The 16,351-nt window shown below is 71.6% G+C and carries 18 protein-coding genes; 9 read left to right on the forward strand and 9 right to left on the reverse strand.

Annotated elements, in window-relative coordinates; translation table 11 throughout:
- Nucleotides 1–46: 46 nt before the first annotated feature.
- Nucleotides 47–922: an aldo/keto reductase gene (locus tag O7597_RS01755; RefSeq protein ID WP_281581852.1), complete on the forward strand. Its 876-nt coding sequence runs from the start codon at nt 47–49 to the stop codon at nt 920–922.
- A gap of 269 nt (nt 923–1,191) precedes the next feature.
- Here O7597_RS01755 and O7597_RS01760 read toward each other — a convergent pair whose 3' ends face one another.
- Entirely contained in the window at nt 1,192–2,232 is a 1,041-nt protein-coding gene (locus tag O7597_RS01760) for an alpha/beta fold hydrolase (protein ID WP_281581853.1), read from the reverse strand.
- Nucleotides 2,233–2,458: 226 nt separating this feature from the next.
- On the reverse strand, nt 2,459–3,268 hold the full coding sequence (locus O7597_RS01765) for a TerC family protein (RefSeq protein ID WP_269737420.1): 810 nt from the start codon (nt 3,266–3,268) through the stop codon (nt 2,459–2,461).
- Nucleotides 3,269–3,454: 186 nt separating this feature from the next.
- Here O7597_RS01765 and O7597_RS01770 point away from each other — a divergent pair, with 186 nt between their 5' ends.
- The 3 genes from O7597_RS01770 to O7597_RS01780 all read left to right on the forward strand — a co-directional run bounded on the left by O7597_RS01770 (nt 3,455) and on the right by O7597_RS01780 (nt 6,191).
- Nucleotides 3,455–3,751: a hypothetical protein gene (locus O7597_RS01770; RefSeq protein ID WP_281581854.1), complete on the forward strand. Its 297-nt coding sequence runs from the start codon at nt 3,455–3,457 to the stop codon at nt 3,749–3,751.
- 48 nt (nt 3,752–3,799) lie between these two features.
- Nucleotides 3,800–4,744: a C45 family peptidase gene (locus O7597_RS01775; RefSeq protein WP_281581855.1), complete on the forward strand. Its 945-nt coding sequence runs from the start codon at nt 3,800–3,802 to the stop codon at nt 4,742–4,744.
- A 97-nt stretch (nt 4,745–4,841) separates the two neighbouring features.
- Nucleotides 4,842–6,191, forward strand: a complete 1,350-nt coding sequence (locus O7597_RS01780; protein WP_281581856.1) for a pentapeptide repeat-containing protein — start codon at nt 4,842–4,844, stop codon at nt 6,189–6,191.
- A 148-nt stretch (nt 6,192–6,339) separates the two neighbouring features.
- Here the strand turns inward: O7597_RS01780 and O7597_RS01785 are convergent, their stop codons facing one another.
- Together O7597_RS01785 and O7597_RS01790 are read right to left on the reverse strand one after the other, a co-directional pair.
- Nucleotides 6,340–6,534 (reverse strand): DUF397 domain-containing protein, encoded by a 195-nt coding sequence (locus tag O7597_RS01785; protein ID WP_281581857.1) that lies wholly within the window; start codon nt 6,532–6,534, stop codon nt 6,340–6,342.
- Nucleotides 6,522–7,322 carry a helix-turn-helix transcriptional regulator gene (locus tag O7597_RS01790; protein WP_281581858.1) on the reverse strand — a complete coding sequence of 267 codons (801 nt, stop codon included), beginning with the start codon at nt 7,320–7,322 and terminating at the stop codon, nt 6,522–6,524. Before O7597_RS01790 ends, O7597_RS01785 begins: the two co-directional genes overlap by 13 nt.
- Before the next feature lie 246 nt (nt 7,323–7,568).
- On the opposite strand from O7597_RS01790, the gene O7597_RS01795 reads away from it, so the two are divergent.
- From O7597_RS01795 to O7597_RS01815, 5 genes are all read left to right on the forward strand, one after another.
- On the forward strand, nt 7,569–7,937 hold the full coding sequence (locus tag O7597_RS01795; RefSeq protein WP_281581859.1) for a hypothetical protein: 369 nt from the start codon (nt 7,569–7,571) through the stop codon (nt 7,935–7,937).
- Nucleotides 7,934–8,200, forward strand: coding sequence for a flavin reductase (locus tag O7597_RS01800; RefSeq protein ID WP_281581860.1), 267 nt, complete (start codon nt 7,934–7,936; stop codon nt 8,198–8,200). The genes O7597_RS01795 and O7597_RS01800 overlap by 4 nt, the downstream gene beginning before the upstream one ends.
- 84 nt (nt 8,201–8,284) lie before the next feature.
- Nucleotides 8,285–8,881, forward strand: a complete 597-nt coding sequence (locus O7597_RS01805; protein ID WP_281581861.1) for a type II toxin-antitoxin system antitoxin SocA domain-containing protein — start codon at nt 8,285–8,287, stop codon at nt 8,879–8,881.
- Nucleotides 8,868–9,455, forward strand: coding sequence for a putative adenosine monophosphate-protein transferase Fic (locus O7597_RS01810; protein WP_281581862.1), 588 nt, complete (start codon nt 8,868–8,870; stop codon nt 9,453–9,455). The genes O7597_RS01805 and O7597_RS01810 overlap by 14 nt, the downstream gene beginning before the upstream one ends.
- A 200-nt stretch (nt 9,456–9,655) precedes the next feature.
- On the forward strand, nt 9,656–10,747 hold the full coding sequence (locus O7597_RS01815; protein WP_281581863.1) for a J domain-containing protein: 1,092 nt from the start codon (nt 9,656–9,658) through the stop codon (nt 10,745–10,747).
- A 13-nt stretch (nt 10,748–10,760) separates the two neighbouring features.
- Here the strand turns inward: O7597_RS01815 and O7597_RS01820 are convergent, their stop codons facing one another.
- From O7597_RS01820 to O7597_RS01840, 5 genes are all read right to left on the reverse strand, one after another.
- Nucleotides 10,761–11,198 carry a hypothetical protein gene (locus O7597_RS01820; protein ID WP_281581864.1) on the reverse strand — a complete coding sequence of 146 codons (438 nt, stop codon included), beginning with the start codon at nt 11,196–11,198 and terminating at the stop codon, nt 10,761–10,763.
- 25 nt (nt 11,199–11,223) lie between these two features.
- Nucleotides 11,224–11,487, reverse strand: coding sequence for a DUF6244 family protein (locus O7597_RS01825; protein WP_204014823.1), 264 nt, complete (start codon nt 11,485–11,487; stop codon nt 11,224–11,226).
- A 306-nt stretch (nt 11,488–11,793) separates the two neighbouring features.
- A complete protein-coding gene (locus O7597_RS01830) occupies nt 11,794–12,750 on the reverse strand; it encodes a hypothetical protein (protein ID WP_281581865.1) in 957 nt (318 codons plus the stop codon).
- Nucleotides 12,751–12,753: 3 nt separating this feature from the next.
- On the reverse strand, nt 12,754–15,291 hold the full coding sequence (locus tag O7597_RS01835; RefSeq protein WP_281581866.1) for an FtsK/SpoIIIE domain-containing protein: 2,538 nt from the start codon (nt 15,289–15,291) through the stop codon (nt 12,754–12,756).
- Between the two features lie 159 nt (nt 15,292–15,450).
- Nucleotides 15,451–16,251, reverse strand: a complete 801-nt coding sequence (locus O7597_RS01840) for an SGNH/GDSL hydrolase family protein (protein ID WP_269737434.1) — start codon at nt 16,249–16,251, stop codon at nt 15,451–15,453.
- Between the last annotated feature and the right edge of the window lie 100 nt (nt 16,252–16,351).

Here is a 16,351-nt window from a genome sequence, read left to right on the forward strand (position 1 = left end):
GGGTAATTTGAGGCTCCGACAGCCAGCGAACCGAAAGGTGGCCCCCATGGCGCTCGACACCGGCACCCGACCGGCGAAGGAGTCCGGCACCTACCGTATCGGCGGCGACATACCGGTCGACCGGCTCGGTTACGGCGCGATGCAGATCACCGGTCCCGGGGTCTGGGGTGACCCGAAGGATCCGGCCGAGGCGGTCCGGGTGCTGCGCCGCGCCTACGAGCTGGGGGTGACGTTCATCGACACCGCCGACTCGTACGGGCCGTTCGTCTCCGAGCTGCTGATCCGCGAGGCGCTGCACCCGTACGCCGACGACCTGCTGATCGCGACGAAGGCCGGGCTGACCCGCAGCGGCCCGGGTGACTGGCGGCCGGTGGGCCGACCGGAGTACCTGCGTCAGCAGTGTGAGCTGAGCCTGCGTCACCTCGGGCTGGAGTCCATCGGGCTCTACCAGCTGCACCGCATCGACCCGGCGGTGCCGCTGGCCGACCAGCTCGGTGAGCTGGCGCTGCTGCGGGAGGAGGGCAAGATCCGGCACATCGGGCTCTCCGAGGTGACCGTCGACCAGATCGAGGCGGCCCGCCGGATCACGCCGATCGTGTCCGTGCAGAACCTGTACAACCTGGCCAACCGCGACGCGGAGGACGTGCTCGACCACTGCGAAAAGCATGACCTCGCGTTCATTCCCTGGTTCCCGATCGCGACCGGCGACCTGGCCCGGCCGGGCGGCCCGCTGGACGCCGTGGCCGCCGAGCACGACGCGACGCCCGCGCAACTGGCCCTCGCCTGGCTGTTGCGCCGGTCGCCGGTCATGCTGCCGATTCCCGGAACGTCGTCGGTGGCGCACCTGGAGGAGAACGTGGCCGCCGCCCAGGTGCAGCTGACCGACGCCGAGTACGAAAGGCTCTCCGCCGCCACCGCCTGATCTTCCACGCGATACGTCACCCCCGCCGCACGCCCCGTCGCCCCCGCGCCATGCCATGCGCATCGCACCGTGCCGTGCGCGCCGTGCCGTGCGCTCGCAACTTCGGGGAAACTGCTGCCTGCGCCCGCTCAGACCCGACAACTTCGGGGAAACTGCTGCCTGCGCGGCCCGCCTGGCATCGGGGGGGTCTGGGTCGGGCTTCGTCGACGGGCAGGTGGGTGTCGGTGGCTGCGGCCCGGCGGCTGCGTGCGGCCGCCGGGCCGGGTGGGTCACAGGGCCAGGCAGTTGGGGCTGATCGCGGCGTCGCGCAGGGCCTGCCGGACGACGGTGTAGGTGGTGCCGTCGAGCACCAGGCCGAGGTGACCGACCACGCGCAGCGGACACCGGGACTGGATCAGCACGTTCGTCGCCCCGTCGGCCAGCATCGCGTTGTCCACCGGTCGGACCAGTTCGTCCTGCCAGGTGCGCACGGTGGTCCAGCGCACCGGTGCCGGCGTGTCGTCGCCCGCGTTGAGGGCGGTGAGGAACGACGACCCGATGGTCATCTGTTGGCAGGCGACCACGCCGGCGCAGCTGCCCAGGCCGAGGAACGACACGATGTTCGCCACGTAGGTGCCGTACTGCGGGGTGCCCAGGCTGACATAGCGTTCGACGGCCTCGCCGCCGCCGAGATTCTTGATGTAGTAGCGGCTGACCAGGCCACCTTCGGAGTGTGCGACCAGGTCGACCTTGGCACCCGCGGCGGCGGCGCGGACCTGTCCCACGTATCCGCGCAGCCCGGCGGCGGACGCGGTGATGTCGCCGAGTCCGAGGTTGGGCAACTGGTAGATCCAGACCCGGTACCCGTCGGCGCGTAGCCGGGCGGCGAGTGGTTCGTAGACGGCCGCGATCCCGCTGAGCCCACCGACCACGATGACCGGATTGGCACCGGCCAGCGCCCGCAGGTTGTCGGCTGCCGCCGCACCGGTCGGCGCGACGTCGGCGGGTGCGGCTCCGGTGGACGCGACGTCGGCGAGTGCGGCAGCGCCGGTGGACGCGACGTCGGCGGGTGCGGCAGCGCCGGTGGACGCGACGTCGGCGGGTGCGGCTCCGCCGGTGGACGCGCCGTCCCGGACGGACGATGCGCCGGTGCCGGCGGACCCGGTGACACCGTCGGGTGCGCCGGCCGGATCGGCTGCGGCGGGGGTGCCGGTGGTGGTGGCGACGCTGGTGGGCGCTGCGGTGGCGGGTGGAGCGGCGGTGGCGGCGGGAGCCGCGAGGACGGCGGCGACGGTGAGAGCCAGGACGGGGACAGCCTTTCGGAGCAGCATCGCTGCACCTCCCAAGGGGATCCCGGGGTTACCGGGTGGAGGCGGTGGGATGTCCGATCGACCGTGCACTGATGATGCGGGTCACAATCTAGAAACGTCAATGAAAAGTTACGCACGAGTAGCGAATATTCGTGTCGGGCGTCCGGGGGCGCACGGCGGCACTGTCCACGTACGACGAACGCCGCACGCACCGGGTGGGTGCGTGCGGCGTCGAGTTCGGCGCGGGTCAGCCGGCGGGCGTGCTCTCCGGCTGCGCCTCCGGCTCGGTGCGGGGCGAACCCTGCTTCACGTACGTCGGGTGCAACTGCACCGGCTGCCGCTCCTGCTGGCGACGCTGCCGCGCCCGGACCCGCAGGTTGAGGAACTCCACGAAGATCGAGAAGGCGATCGGGCCGTACACGTAGCCCTTCGGGATGTGCTGGTCGAAGCTCTCCGCGATGAGGCTCGCGCCGATGAGCAGCAGGAACGACAGGGCCAGCATCTTGACCGTCGGGTGCTGGTTGACGAACCTGCTGACCGCGCCGGCCGAGACCAGCATGATGATCATCGCGATGACCACGGCGGCGACCATGATGGCGAGTTCGTCGACCATGCCGACCGCGGTGATCACCGAGTCGAGCGAGAAGACCACGTCCAGCACCAGGATCTGCGCGATGACCGCGCCGAACGAGACCACCTTGCGGCCCTCGCGCTCGTGGTCGGAGCCCTCCAGATGCTCGTGGATCTCGTACGTCGCCTTGCCGACCAGGAATATCCCGCCGAGCAACAGGATCAGGTCACGCCCGGATATCTCCTGCCCCAGCACGGTGAACAGCGGCGCGGTCAGACCGATGATCCAGGACAACGACGCCAGCAACAGCAGGCGGGTGATCAGGGCGAGCGAGATTCCGATCGTCCGGGCCCGGGCCTGCTGGTGCTCGGGCAACCGACCGGACAGGATCGAGATGAACACGACGTTGTCGATGCCCAGCACGATCTCCAGCAGGAGCAGGGTCGCGAACGCGATCCACAGCTCGGGACTGGTCAGGAACTCCATGCCATCCTCGACTCTCCCGACCGGCCGCCGGGTCGGCACCCGGACCATCGGCTGATCTGCATCATGATGACCTACCGGGCCGCCAGCCGCTCCGCAACCCCGGCCGCCCCGCGGCACCCGGCCAGCACCGGACCAACCACACGACGTGCGGCATGTCGGCCTCTCTCGGGGACCGGAAGCGTAACGATGCCGCGACCGGCGCGTACTCGATCAGATGCGATCACGCGATCGTCGGACGCGCTCGATGGCGGCCCTGCTGAGGCGGTAACGCCCACCCTGGCCGGAGGTCTGCGCACGATTCTCATCGACGAAGAGCCGTTCGTGTCGCTGCGGCCGGAGGAGGCGGTCTTGGCGGCGATGCTCGACGGCTGGCGATTACCGCAAGTCGCCCGCAACCTCGCCCTCGCGACGGTCGAGGCCCGGCTGCGGATGATCCGCGCGTTCGCCGGCCACGTCCGACCTGGTGAATATCTGCCGAATTAGCTAGGTTGCCCTCACCTCATCCGATCCTCGCAGGGGGAGTGGCAGCCCGTGCGGCAACAGCACAAGACCTTCCAGGCGATCGAGGTCGGTGACGGCGGCGACGGGCGGTGGGCCGCCCACGCCCGGGGCCTGTGGCAGGACATGGAGGGCCTGCTGACCGAGGAGGGCCGGACTCCGCAGGGCGCGAATCGTGTTCGGGCGCTGTTCCGTGCGCACCTGCCGGAACTGGTCCCGGTTCTGGACCGCCTGGCCGGCCAACTCGACCGACCCGAGGCGGAAGTCTTCCTCACCCACGCGGCACTGCGACCGTTCTCCCCGGCGTGCACCCAGATCGGCCAGAGCGGCACTCTGCTGCGCAACTATGACCTGCGACCCGATCGGTGCGAGGGGACCATCGTCTCCTCCTGCTTCCTGCGCCCCGTGCTCGGGATGCAGGACCTGCTGTGGGGCTTGCTGGACGGAATGAACGACGCCGGTCTCGCGGTCTCGATCACCTGGGGCGGACGTCCCGCCTACGGACGCGGCTTCGCCATTCTCATCCTGGTGCGCTACCTGCTGGAGACGTGCGACACCGTCGATGAGGCGGTCGACAGGCTGCGGTCCCTACCGGTCGCCGTCCCCCAGAACCTCACCCTTGTCGATTCCAGCAAGGCGATGACGGTGTTCGTGGGGCCGGATATGCCGCCGACGGTGGCGCCGGACGCCTGCGCCGCCAATCACCAGCACCTGCCGGTGACCGACGAGCAGGAACGCGCCATGCGCACGCAGGAGCGGCTACGAGCCATCCGCGCCGCGGGCGCGGACGTGGCAGCGATGCTGAAGCCACCGCTTTATCGATCCGCAGACGAGCAGGGGTCGAGAACGCTCTACACAGCCCACTACCAGCCCGTCGAGGGCCGTGTGACGTACTACTGGCCCGGCGAGTCCTGGCAACAGTCCTTCAGCGACTTCGTACCCGGATCCCGCACCGTGACCTTGGGCCGGGTCAGCTGAAGGCTCTCCGGCCGCACGCCACGACAGCGGCCCGGCCGGTCCCGGCCGGCCGAGTCCGGGGCCTACGCCACGAACGGATCGGTGGCATGCTGTGGCCGTGCCCGGCACCCCACCCCGCGACGAACGGCTGCGGGTCATGCCGTGGTGGCTGGTGCTCGTCGGGCTGCTGCTGGCCGCCCTGCTCGGCTGGTGGGTGCTGTCCTGGCTGCTCGGCGAGGCCGACCGCGCCACCGCGGCGGACACCCGGGCCACGCTACGCATCGACGCCATCCGCACCGGGTTGACCGTGGTCGCCGGCACCGGTGGCGGGCTGGCACTGCTGCTCGCCGCCCGGCGACAGTGGATAAGCGAACGGGCGCAACGACACCAGGAGGTCGTCGCCGCCGCCGACCAGGCGCACCGCGACCGGGTGCAGGCGCACGCCGAGGCGGTCGCCGAGGCCGGGCAGCGGCACCAGGAGCAGCAGGCCGAGGCCGCCGCGCACGACGCCGCCGAGCGCCGGCTGACCGAGCTGTACACCCGGGCCGTCGAACTGCTCGGCAACGACAACGCCGCGGTACGCCTCGGCGGCCTGCACGCCCTGGAACGACTCGGTCAGGACAACCCGGCGCAGCGTACGACGATCGTCGGGGTGCTCTGCGCGTACCTGCGGATGCCGTCGCCGGACGACGCGCGGGAGACGGAGGTACGCCGCAGCGCGCAGCGGGTGTTGACCCGGCACCTGCGCGCGGACGACGACGCCTTCTGGCCCGGCGTGCGCCTGGACCTGACCGGTGCGCGACTCGACGACTTCGACGCCACCGGCTGCACCCTCCACGACGCCGACCTGACCGACGCCACCTGCACCGGCACCACCCGGTTCACCGGCGCCACGTTGACCGGACGGCTGGCCCTCGGGGCGAGCTTCGACACCCTCGTGCTCGACGGGGTCGGCGGCGACGCGACGATCGTCCTGGACGGCGCCCGGGTGACCGGCCGGCTCAGCGCCGAGGGGGCCGAGTTCGGTGGCCCGCTGTCGGGTCGGCGGGCCACCCTCGGCGAGGCCTCCTGGCGGGGCAGCACGTTCCACCGGACCGCCACCTTCGACCACACCACCTTCATCGGCAGCGCCAGCTCCTCCGAGGCCGAGTTCCACGGTGGACTGTCCATGGAGCACAGCACGTTCGGCGGCGACGTCGGCTTCCGGCGGGCCCGCTTCGCCGACCTGGTCCTGTTCCGCTGGACCGAGTTCGGGGGTGAAGCCTCGTTTGCCGACGCGCGCTTCGCCGGGGCGGCCAGCTTCGGCCGGGCCCGCTTCCACGGCCCGGTCACCTTCGAGGGCGCCACCCCGGCCCGCCGCCCCCTGTTCGACCAGGCCCGCGCCACCACGTCGGCGACCCACACCTGGCCCGACGGTACGCACGTCGAACCCCTCGACACCGACTGGCTCCTCCTCACCGACCCGTAGATCGGATACCCGAGACGAGGTCGGTCCGATCCCAGGTCGCGCCCGCCCGCGCCCGCCGATCATGCAGTTGTGGCACCCGGAATCAACCGGTTTGCGCTGCTCGGTCAACCACCACAACTGCATGATCGATGCCGCGCTGAGCGGAGAGTCAGGGCCGGACGGTGAGGTGGGTGACGAAGGTCTGCCAGGCGGTGGGTGGGAAGGTCAGCACCGGGCCGGTGGGGTCCTTCGAGTCCCGGACACCGACCACACCGGGCAGGTTGTCGGCGACCTCCACACAGACACCGCCGTTTGTGGACGAGCGGGACGACGTGCGCCACCGCGCCCCGGTCAGGTGGTCCATGTCTTCGCCGCCTCCTTGAGTACGTCGAGGGTCTGCCCCAAAGGAAGGGCTTCGCCCCGAACCACGTCCCATGCCAGTGCAAGACGAGCAATCGAATCCGACTGCCCGGTGGTTTGCGACTCCAACTGATGATCTACGCAGGCGGCTCGTGATCCGTCGGGCAGGTCGGCCAGGATGAACGTCCCGGCTAGTCCTGAGTAGATACCAGCGGAGAGCGGCACGATGTGCAACTGGATATGCGGCTGCTCGGCGCAGTTCACCAGGTGCTCGACCTGTTCGGCCATCACGTCGGGGCCGCCGCACGCGCGCCGCAGCACCATCTCGTCCAGCACCACGAAGAGCTGCGGGGCCGGATCACGTGCGAGCACCACCTGCCGTTCGAGCCGCGCCGCGACCCGCTGGTCCAGATCGGCGAATGGCGTGCGGGCGGCCTGGAAGGTTGCGCGGGCGTATGCCTCGGTCTGGAGCAGCCCCGGCACGAAGGAGTGTTCGTACCACCGGAAAGCTGTCGCATCCCGCTCGATCTGGATCCACTCGCGCAGCCAGATCGGCGCGGCGTCGCCCTTGACCAACTCGTCCCAGAGCGTCGCGAAGTAGCCACCCGTGTCAAGCGCCTTGTCGACGGCGGTCAGGTACGGCAGCGTCGGCGGCTTGGTGCCGGTCTCGATCGCGCTCACCTGCGAGTCCGAGCAGAAAACCCGCTCGCCGAGCTGAGCCTGGGTCAGCCCGGCCGCCGCCCGGCGTCGCCTCAGTTCGCGAAGCAGGTACTCCGACGGCGAGATTCCCACGGCTTCCAGTCCCTTCCACGACGCCCCACTCCGTTCCATGCCGGCTCGAAGCAGGTCGTCACGTTCCGCGATCAGGCGATGACTGTTCCGAGCGTAGGGGGCGTACGTCCAGGGTGGAAGGAGCACGACGCGCCTGGCGGCGACCCATCCCCCGGCCCCGGCAGGCGCGCCCGTGCCGGGGGTCGCCGCCGGGCGAGCATCCGCGGCGACCCCCGATCCCCCTGCCACCGACGAAGGAGGTGTGTCGTGTCCGCGACGAGGCACGCCAATGCCGTTCCGGCAGCGCGCTGGCCGACCCGCCGAGCCGCCCGCCCCGCCGTCGCGCCGGGCGGCACCCGCGAGGACGGTACGCCCCGGGTCACACCTGGCGTCTACCTGCTGACCCGCGACGCATCCCCGCAGTTCGCCAGGCCGATCACGGTCCGGGTGATCCGCGAACGGACCGGCCGGAGCACCTACGACGGGTGGGCGTGGATCGAGGTGTACCAGCTCGACTCTCAGGGCGAGGCGATCGACCGCCGCGAGTTGTACGTACGCCCCGACGGAATGCGCCCCGCGCCGCCGCTGCGACACCGCACACCGGCCCGGCGAGCTGCGACGAGGACCGCCGGATGAACACGCCCGCCCGTGAACACGTACCGTCCCGCCCGACGTGGCGCTGCCGTGCCTGCGGCATCGCCTGGCCCTGCTCCGCGGCGAAGCTGCGCCTGCTCGCCGAGTACCGGGGCAACATCCCCGGTCTCATGATCTACCTTGTGACGCTGCGCGAGGAGGCCATCGCCCAACTCGCCGAGCGCGACCCCGGCACCCGCCTGCCGGACCTGCACCGCCGCTTCACCGACTGGGTGCCTGCCACCTCCGCCAGAGGTCGTCCCTGACGTTCAGTCTGCCTGGGCTGACATGTCCCCCCGGGCCGCTACGCTGAAGCCAGGCAGACCCACGCCCGGAGGGGGGTGCCGAAGGTGGCAACGGCGCACGACGTCGCAGCAGCGGTGCTGGACGAACTCGGTCCGATGACGGCCATGAAGCTGGAGAAGCTCGTCTACTACTGCCAGGGATGGCACCTCGCGCGCGAGGGACATCCTCTTTTCCAGGAGCCGATCGAAGCCTGGCGGGAAGGCCCGGTAGTTCCGCTCCTCTACCGCCACCACCGACGACAGCGCGTGGTGTCCGACTGGCCGCACGGTGAGCATTCTCGCCTGACCCCGGCCCAAGCCGACACAGTCCGCTGGGTTGCGGAAAGCTACGGTCGATTCTCCGCGACCGAGTTGTCGACCATGACGCACAACGAACTGCCCTGGCGCGTCGCCCGAGGCGCACTTCCCGAATCCGCCAGCTCGACGGAGAAGCTCGACATCGACCTCATGCGGACGTACTTCGCCCGGCAGGTGGCAAACGTCGAGACGGCCGTCGTCCTCGCCTCCGCGAACGCCGCCCTCGAAGGCGTCGAGTTCGACGAGGACTGGCAGGACAAGCTCCGCGATGTCGCCTCCGGCGTGACCGATGCCGACGAGCTTATTGCTCAGGAGATCTCCCGGATCCGCGGTGACCGAGACTGACCCGTACTGCTGGCCGGGATCGGACTGCCTGAAGAACAATCTCGGCATCGCCGACGCGAAACAACTCGCCGAGATCGAGGCCAGGCTGGCTTCGATCCGGGAGGTCCAAGCGCTTCGGATGATCATTCCGGGGAACTACGGCCTGGAGCATCTCCAAGCTTTCCACCGGCACATCTTCTCTGATGTCTATCCCTGGGCAGGGCAGACCAGGACGGTGGACATCAGCAAGCCCGGCGCACGATTCTGCCACTGGCGTTACATCGACGACCAGGTAAGCGCCATCCTGAGCCGTCTTGACGAGGACGGATTCCTCCTCGGCCTGCACCGAGACGCGTTCATCGAAGCCTTGGCGCACTACTACGGCGAACTGAACGTCTGCCACCCTTTCCGCGAGGGTAACGGACGCACGATTCGCGCATTCCTTCGGCAACTGGCGGCGGCGGCCGGATACCTACTTGACTGGTCGGAGTTGAACGCGGAGGCGAACATCGCGGCGTGCCACCAGCACCTTGCCAGCACGGACCTCAGCGGGCTGATCGCGGTACTCCGTCCGGTCGTCCGGCGGCTGACCTGACGCAACTGCTGACCTACCCCGCACTACCAGCCCTCGCGTCGACTTAGACCAGCAGCTCGGCTCCCCGCCCACTCAGACCAGCAGAGGATGATCTTCAGGAAGCCGGGGTCGGCCCGGCGGCGGCCAGATCCACCGCATCGACGGGTGCTGTTAGCATCACCGGCGGACGCGTCCAGCACCCTTGAGGATCCGGCGAATCGATGTCCCCGAACGAGCAGGATCCGTACGTGCTTCTCGGCGTCAGCCGGGAAGCGTCAGTGGCGGAGATACGCCAGCGCTACCTGATCCTGGTGCAGGTCTGGCACCCGGACAAGCATCAATCGAGCCCGGAGAACGTTCGCGAAGAAGCGACCCGGCAGATGCAGCAGATCAACCGGGCGTACAAACTCCTCACCGACGTTCGGGAACGCGAAACCCGCGAACGCCAGGCCGAGGAACAGCAACGCGCGGGGCGCCAGCGGGCGGGCGGTGGGCAGCGGGCCCACGACTGGGCAGCCCAGCAACGCGAGGCGCGCGAGCAGGAGGCCCGGAATCGGGCGGCGGACGCACGACGGGCCCGGGAGCACGCGGCACGTGAGGCCCGTGAGCAGGAAGCCCGCGAGCGCGAGATGCGCGAACGGGCGGAGGCCGAGCGGCTGGCGCGGATAAGCGAGCGGGAGGCACGCGAGCATCAGCATCCCCGCGCCCGGTGGACGCATCCCCGGTACGAGCCGGCGTATCTACCGGAACCGCTGACCATCGAACCGATAACCATCTCGTTGTCGGATGGCGCCGAGGGTTACACGCTGGTGGCTCGATCCGAAATCCCGGAGTCGGTGGCCTTCCTTCCCGGCGCCGACGGCGAGCTGCTCCTGTTCCGCGCCAAGGAGACGCTGCACCGGTACCTGACCGAGACCAGCTCCCACGAACTGGCCGCAGTTCCCGGTTGGGACGAGTTCATGAACTCGATCCTCAAGGCCGGAATCAGCGTCGACGACGATCGCACGTACGACTTCGGGCTGATTCTCTACAGCATCAGGCACCCGGTGACCGAGTGGGTTCCCCGGCTCTTCATCACCAACCGCGATCTCCTGGTGGACATCGCGGAGGCGTTCGGGATCGCCGAGGCGTTGGAGCTGTTGCACGTCGGCTCGGCGATCGACACGCTCGACGATCTGATGCGGGTCGCCGACCGACCACTCGCCGGATGGGGCGCACGGCGTCGGCTCGACGCCATGAATTCGGGGCCGGCGACCAGCGCGTGGCGCAGGGTGATCCGGACCGTCGAGAAACGCGTACGGTGGCTGCGCTGAGCGGCCAGCCTCGTCACTCCTGCGGGTCGCTGTCACCGGCCTGAATGGACCGGGCGGTCGACAGCAGCGACCCGCCGAACTCCGGGGTCGTCAGCACGTTGACCGCGACGCCGGGCTCGACGAGCCAGAACGCCTGGCCGCTGTCGTGCAGGCCGGGGCCGTCACCGTGCGGGAACTCGCTCAGCTGCCACTCGGCGGGGTCGCGCTCGTGATACCCGCAGAGGAAGTCCCGTAGCACGGTCAGGTCGACCAGCCGCTCCCCGCGCAACACGTGGACCCGCAGATCCACGCGATGGCCGTCGGGCGTCTGCCGCTCCCAGACCCGGCTGGCGAAGCGTACGTCGTCCCACTCGGTGGCGAAGTCCGACACCTCGTCACCGACGCCGGCGGGCACCTGCCCGATGTGGAAGCCGTCGAGCACCCCACCGTCGCGCGTCTCGTCGCTGCTCATCCCACCGCCTCGATCGGTTTCCGACTCAGTTGCCCAGCGCGCGTACCTTGGCGATCGTCTCCTGGACGTGCTGCCGGGCAGGCTCGTGCCCCTGGGCCGCCTGGGCGAGCGCCTGCCGGTACGAGTCGATCATGTTGATCAACGGCCCGGCGGCCACGCCCTGCAGGGCGCCGGCGACGAGCTGCCGGGCCTCGGCCGCGTCCTGCGCCGCCGCCGCTGTCTTCGCCTTCGCCTCGTCCAGCTTCTGGGCCGCCGCCGCCAGCCTGGCGATCATCTCCGCCGCGCTCACACGCCCTCCCCACGATCGCACCACACCGGCGTCGCCGCTCGCTCACCAGCAGCGACCACACAGGAGCCTACGAGATCCACTCGCCCGCCGCGACCACCCGACCTCGCGCGACGTCCAGCCGTGGGTGCACTTGTTGTCGTCGTGACGACAACAAGTGCACCCACCGCACAGCAATCGAGTCTCGCCGAGCAAGGGGCAGGGGGCGCCCGAACCACACACCACCTCCTGCGCTGCCAGCCACCCGCACCGCCAGGAACGCCGGTGGCCGAGTCGGGACGGGCCGATCGGAGCCTCGACCGCGTCGGGTCAGCGCATGACGCGGAAGAGCAGCAGATAACCGCAGTAGGCGAGGGGGACGGCGAGGAAGCAGAGCAGGAAACCGAGGACCGGATAGCGGGGTGGGGTGGCGGCGCCGACGGCGGGCCGGCCCCAGCGGCCGAGTACCAGCCAGCCGCCGATCAGCGCGACCGCGGGCAGGCCGGCGCACATCCAGGCGTAGAGGGTGCTCGGACCGACCACGCCGACGCCTGAAGCGAGCACCATCACCAGCATGAGCACCACGGACACGCCCGCGAACCCGAGGTAGACGGCGACCGCCCGGGCCATCGGGGACCAGCTCGGCAGCAGCGCCGGCTGTTGGGCGAGCAGTTCCGCCTGCTGTCCGTGCCGGTCGGCCTCGTCGGCCCAGCGCCGGGCCAGCTCCAGCTCCGTCGCCGGGTCGACCTCACCCGCGCGCGGGCTCGGCACCCCCGCCGCCGTCGCGCTCACCGCCACCGGCAGCGCCGGGTTCGTCTCCCCCACACCCATCGGGGAGTACGCCCCGACATCCGACCGCCCCGGGGCGGCGGCTGCGCCGCCGGCCGACCCCGTCCCCCACCCACCAGCCGGATATCCGGACGGACCCGCCGGCCGACCGGCGGCCCCGGGCACCGGCGTCGCGCTCCCGGGCGGGCCGGGCGGGGCCGGTGGCCCGGAGGTAGGCGCCGCGCTCGACGGCGGGCCGGGCGGCGGACCGCCGGGCAGTAATCCGCCCGGCGGAACACCGGTCGGCGCGCCGGTGGGCACCTGGCCAGGTGCCCTGCCCAGGGTGCGGCCGAGGTGGTCGAGGCGCTGCCCCTGGGCGGTCAGCCGCCGGTCGAGGTACTCCACGGCGGCACCGAGATCCCGCTGCCGTTCGGCCTCGGCGGCGGCGCCCTGCTCCCCGGCGCGGTGCTGCACGGCGAGGTGGCGGGCCAGCGCCGCGTACTCGTCGAAGGTGGACACGCCTCACTCCTGCCCGTCGGAGGGGTGACCGTCACGGACGAACGGCACGATCAACCGGACCCGCTGGTCGTGCCGGTCCACCAGCAGCGCCCGATCCGCGCGGGGAGCGTACGCGAGGTCGTGCACGCCGAGGTGCAGGCCCAGATCCGAGCCGGGCACGTTCAACGCGACCAGGCAGGCGACATCGTCGCGGTTCTGCGTGCCGCCGAGGTCGTCGGCGAGCCGGCGCAGGCCGCGCCACCAGCCGAGCAGGTGCACCCCGTGGCCGGGCCCCTGCCGCAACAGCGCCCGCAGGTCGTCGTGGCCGGAGCGGAACGTGGTGGGGTCGCTCTCGCCGAGCAGACCGGCGGCGGCGTCCATCCCGAACACCACCAGGTAGGCGCGCTCCGGTCGGTCACCACTTCCGCCGGTGGCGAGGGCGCGGATCCGGTCGCGCAGGGCGGCGGCGTCGAGCCGCTCGACCCGGTGCCCGGCGGCGGCCAGCGTGGCGGCGGTGTCGTCGGCGGCCGGGTCGGCGGCGGCGACCAGCGGAGCGAGCACGAACGTCGCCTCGCCGGGGGCGTGCTGGCGGGCCAGGCTCAGGGTGGCTGCCCGCAGCACCTCGGCCCCGGCGGACGAGGTGCCGACCACGGCCAGGTGCCGGCCGGGGGCGGTGTCCATGATGAACAGGGCGGTGGTGCCGTCCACGTCGACCGTCCGACCGACCAGCGCCAGTGGACGCCGACCACCCGGGCGCAGCCCGGTGAAGGTGGCGTCGTCCTCGACTTGGGCGGTGGCGTAGCCACGGAACACCGACGGCGGGCGGGCACCCGCGGGGCGGGCCTGCCACAACTCGTGGCGCAGCCGGGTCAACTCGTCGGTCGCGGCGTGCGCGTCGGGAAAGCGGATCACGGTGTTCGCCCCGGGCGCACCGGCGGCGGTGTTGACCACGGCCGAGCCGACCGGCAGGGTCGCCGCGGCGTCGTTGAGGTGGTCGAGCACTCCCCCGCCGCCGGGCAGCGCCACCCGCAGGGCGAACTGCCCGAAGACCGCCTCGGCCCGGCCGTAGAGCGCCTCGATCCCGGTCGTGCTCTGGCTGGCCAGCACCAGGTGTACGCCGTACGAGCGGCCCTTGCGGGCCAGTTCCTCCAGCAGGTCGACCGACTCGCGGGCCACCGGGTCGTTGCCGGCGAGCAGCACGTGGAACTCGTCGATCACGGCGACGATCCGGGGCACCGAGGTGTCGGCGGGCAGGTCGGCGAGCTTGGTGACGCCGTGCCGCTTGAGTGCGGTGGCCCGCCGGTGCAGTTCGCGGCGCAGCTCGCGCAGCACGGCCACGCCGTACTCCCGGTCGCTCTCGATGCCGACGGCGCGGGCGTGCGGCAGCCACGACGGGTCGCGTTCGGTGGGCACGAACTCGGTGAAGCTGACCCCCTCCTTGAAGTCCAGGAGGTAGAGCTGCAGCTCGGCCGGCGGGTAGCGGGCGGCCAGGCCGTACAGGACGTCGAGCAGGAAGACCGTCTTGCCGGCGCCGGTACGCCCGCCGACCAGCCAGTGCGGGGTGGCGTCGTCGAAGCCCATGGTGACCGGGTCACGTCCGGCCCGCCCGACCACGGTACGCAGGCCCGCCCGGGCGGAGGCGGTCCACCGCTGCCCGGGCAGCAGGTCGGCGAAGTCGACCGCCGCGCCGCGCCGGGCGGCCTCGCCCAGGTGGGTGGCGAGTGCGGCGACGGAGGCCGGCGGCGGGTCGCCGTCGAGGACCACCGGCGCGGCCAGCCCGCTGCCGTCGGCGCTGAACGGCGTGCCGGGCGGATCACCGACCCGGGCGTACCCGTCGGTCAGTCGCAGCGCGGTGGTGGCGCCCAGCGGTGGGGCGGACTCGCCCGGCCCGGCCGGCGGCCAGCCGGCGAGCAGCACACAGACGGCGGCGGCCGGGCCGGCGTGGGTGAGCGCGGCCAGCCGGGCGGCCTCGCGGGGCGAGGGGATGGACGCGGCGACCAGCAGCAGCAGGTCCTGGTCCGGGTGGTCGGCCTGCCGGGCGGTCCGGGCGTGCCGTTCGGCGGCGTCGAGCAGTGCGGTCACCTCCGCCTCGGTGGTGGCGGGCGGGTCGACGACTCCGGCGTCGAGCAGTGGTCGCAGTGGACCGAAGGTGGCGCCGAGGGCGGCGGTGTCCAGCGCGGCGACCCGCACGCCACCGGGCGCGGCGGTGGCCAGCAGCCGCAGCACCAGGGCCCGCAGCAGCCCGGCGACCGCCGGGTGCCGGCCGTCACCGTCGATCGCCAGGTGGTGCCCGGCGCCCAGGGGCAGCAGCACCGGGAACCCACCGCCGGCGGTGACCGCCTCCCCGACGCGCACCGGCACGGGTTGGCGGGCCAGTGGGGTGCCCGGGGTCGGGGTGGCCAGCGCGGCACCGACCCTCGCCAGCCGGGCCAGCAGGTCGGTGTCGAGCACCGGAGCGGGTGGTGTGGTGGCGTTCAGCGCGGTGCGGGCGGAGTCAAGATGCGCGCGGGCCGCCCGGTGGGCGGCGACCGCCTGCTCGTACGCCGACGCGAGCCTGCCCACACCCTGCCCCTCACCGCCGAGCGCCGCCTGGTCGCAGAAACCCTAACGGACGACGGCGACACCGGCACGTGTCCGATCCGGACGTGTCGGACGGCCGCGTCGTCCGGGCCCGGACGCACGGCGGCCGACGGTCCGAACCGGACCTCGGCCGCACCGTGGTCAGCCGGTGACCGCGTTGAGCGCCGGCAGGTAGCCGTAGCGGTAGCCGTCGGCGTTCGGGTGGTACGCCTCGATGACCCCGGTGACGTCCCGGATCCACGGCTGGGCACCGCAGACGCCGTGACCGGCGAAGGTGGGTCGGGTGTCGGCGAAGGTGGCGCCGGCCGCGGCGGCCCGGTCGGCGGTCACGGTGGCGAGGACGTCGGCGGCCTCGTTGAGGATGGTGCGCTTGTAGGTGCTCATGGCCAGCAGACCGCAGTAGCGGGTCTCGAACAGCCGGGGGTAGCCGAGCACGATCAGTCGGGCGTTGGGGGCCCGTTGCCGGATGGCGGCGTAGGTGCTGTCCAGCCGGGCCGGCAGCGTGCCGGTGGCGAACGCCTTCGCGGCGTTCACCGCGTTGGTGCAGGTGGAGGTGCTGCCGAACCGGCAGTCGGTCATCACGTCGGCGAAGCCGGCGTCGTTGCCGCCGATGGTGATGGTGACCATGGTGGTGGTGGCGGACAGCGAGCCCAGTTGGTCGTCGAGCACGTCGGCGGTCTTCGCGCCGCCGCAGGCGGGGAAGCGGAAGCTGGCCACGTTGTTGGCGGCGGCCCACAGCGGGGCGTACGACTTCTGGCTGCGCAGGCAGGTGGACAGGTCGTACGGTCCGGCGCCGACCCCGGAGGAGTACGAGTCGCCGAGGGCGACGTAGTGGATCGGCGCGGCGGCCTGGGCGACGCCGGGGACGGCCAGCGCGCCGACGGCGGCGGTGAGGAGGGCGACCAGCGCGGTCAGGGCGCGGGCCAACGGACGGTGGGGCATGAGGGACCTCCACGGGGGTGGTGGTGGAGCCCGAGAACCGCGCGCGTGGCCAAGGGTTGTTACTGGTCGGTAATGCTATCGAAACATCTGGATAAAGTGA

Source organism: Verrucosispora sp. WMMC514, from assembly GCF_027497295.1.
Taxonomy (GTDB): Bacteria; Actinomycetota; Actinomycetes; order Mycobacteriales; family Micromonosporaceae; genus Micromonospora; species Micromonospora palythoicola.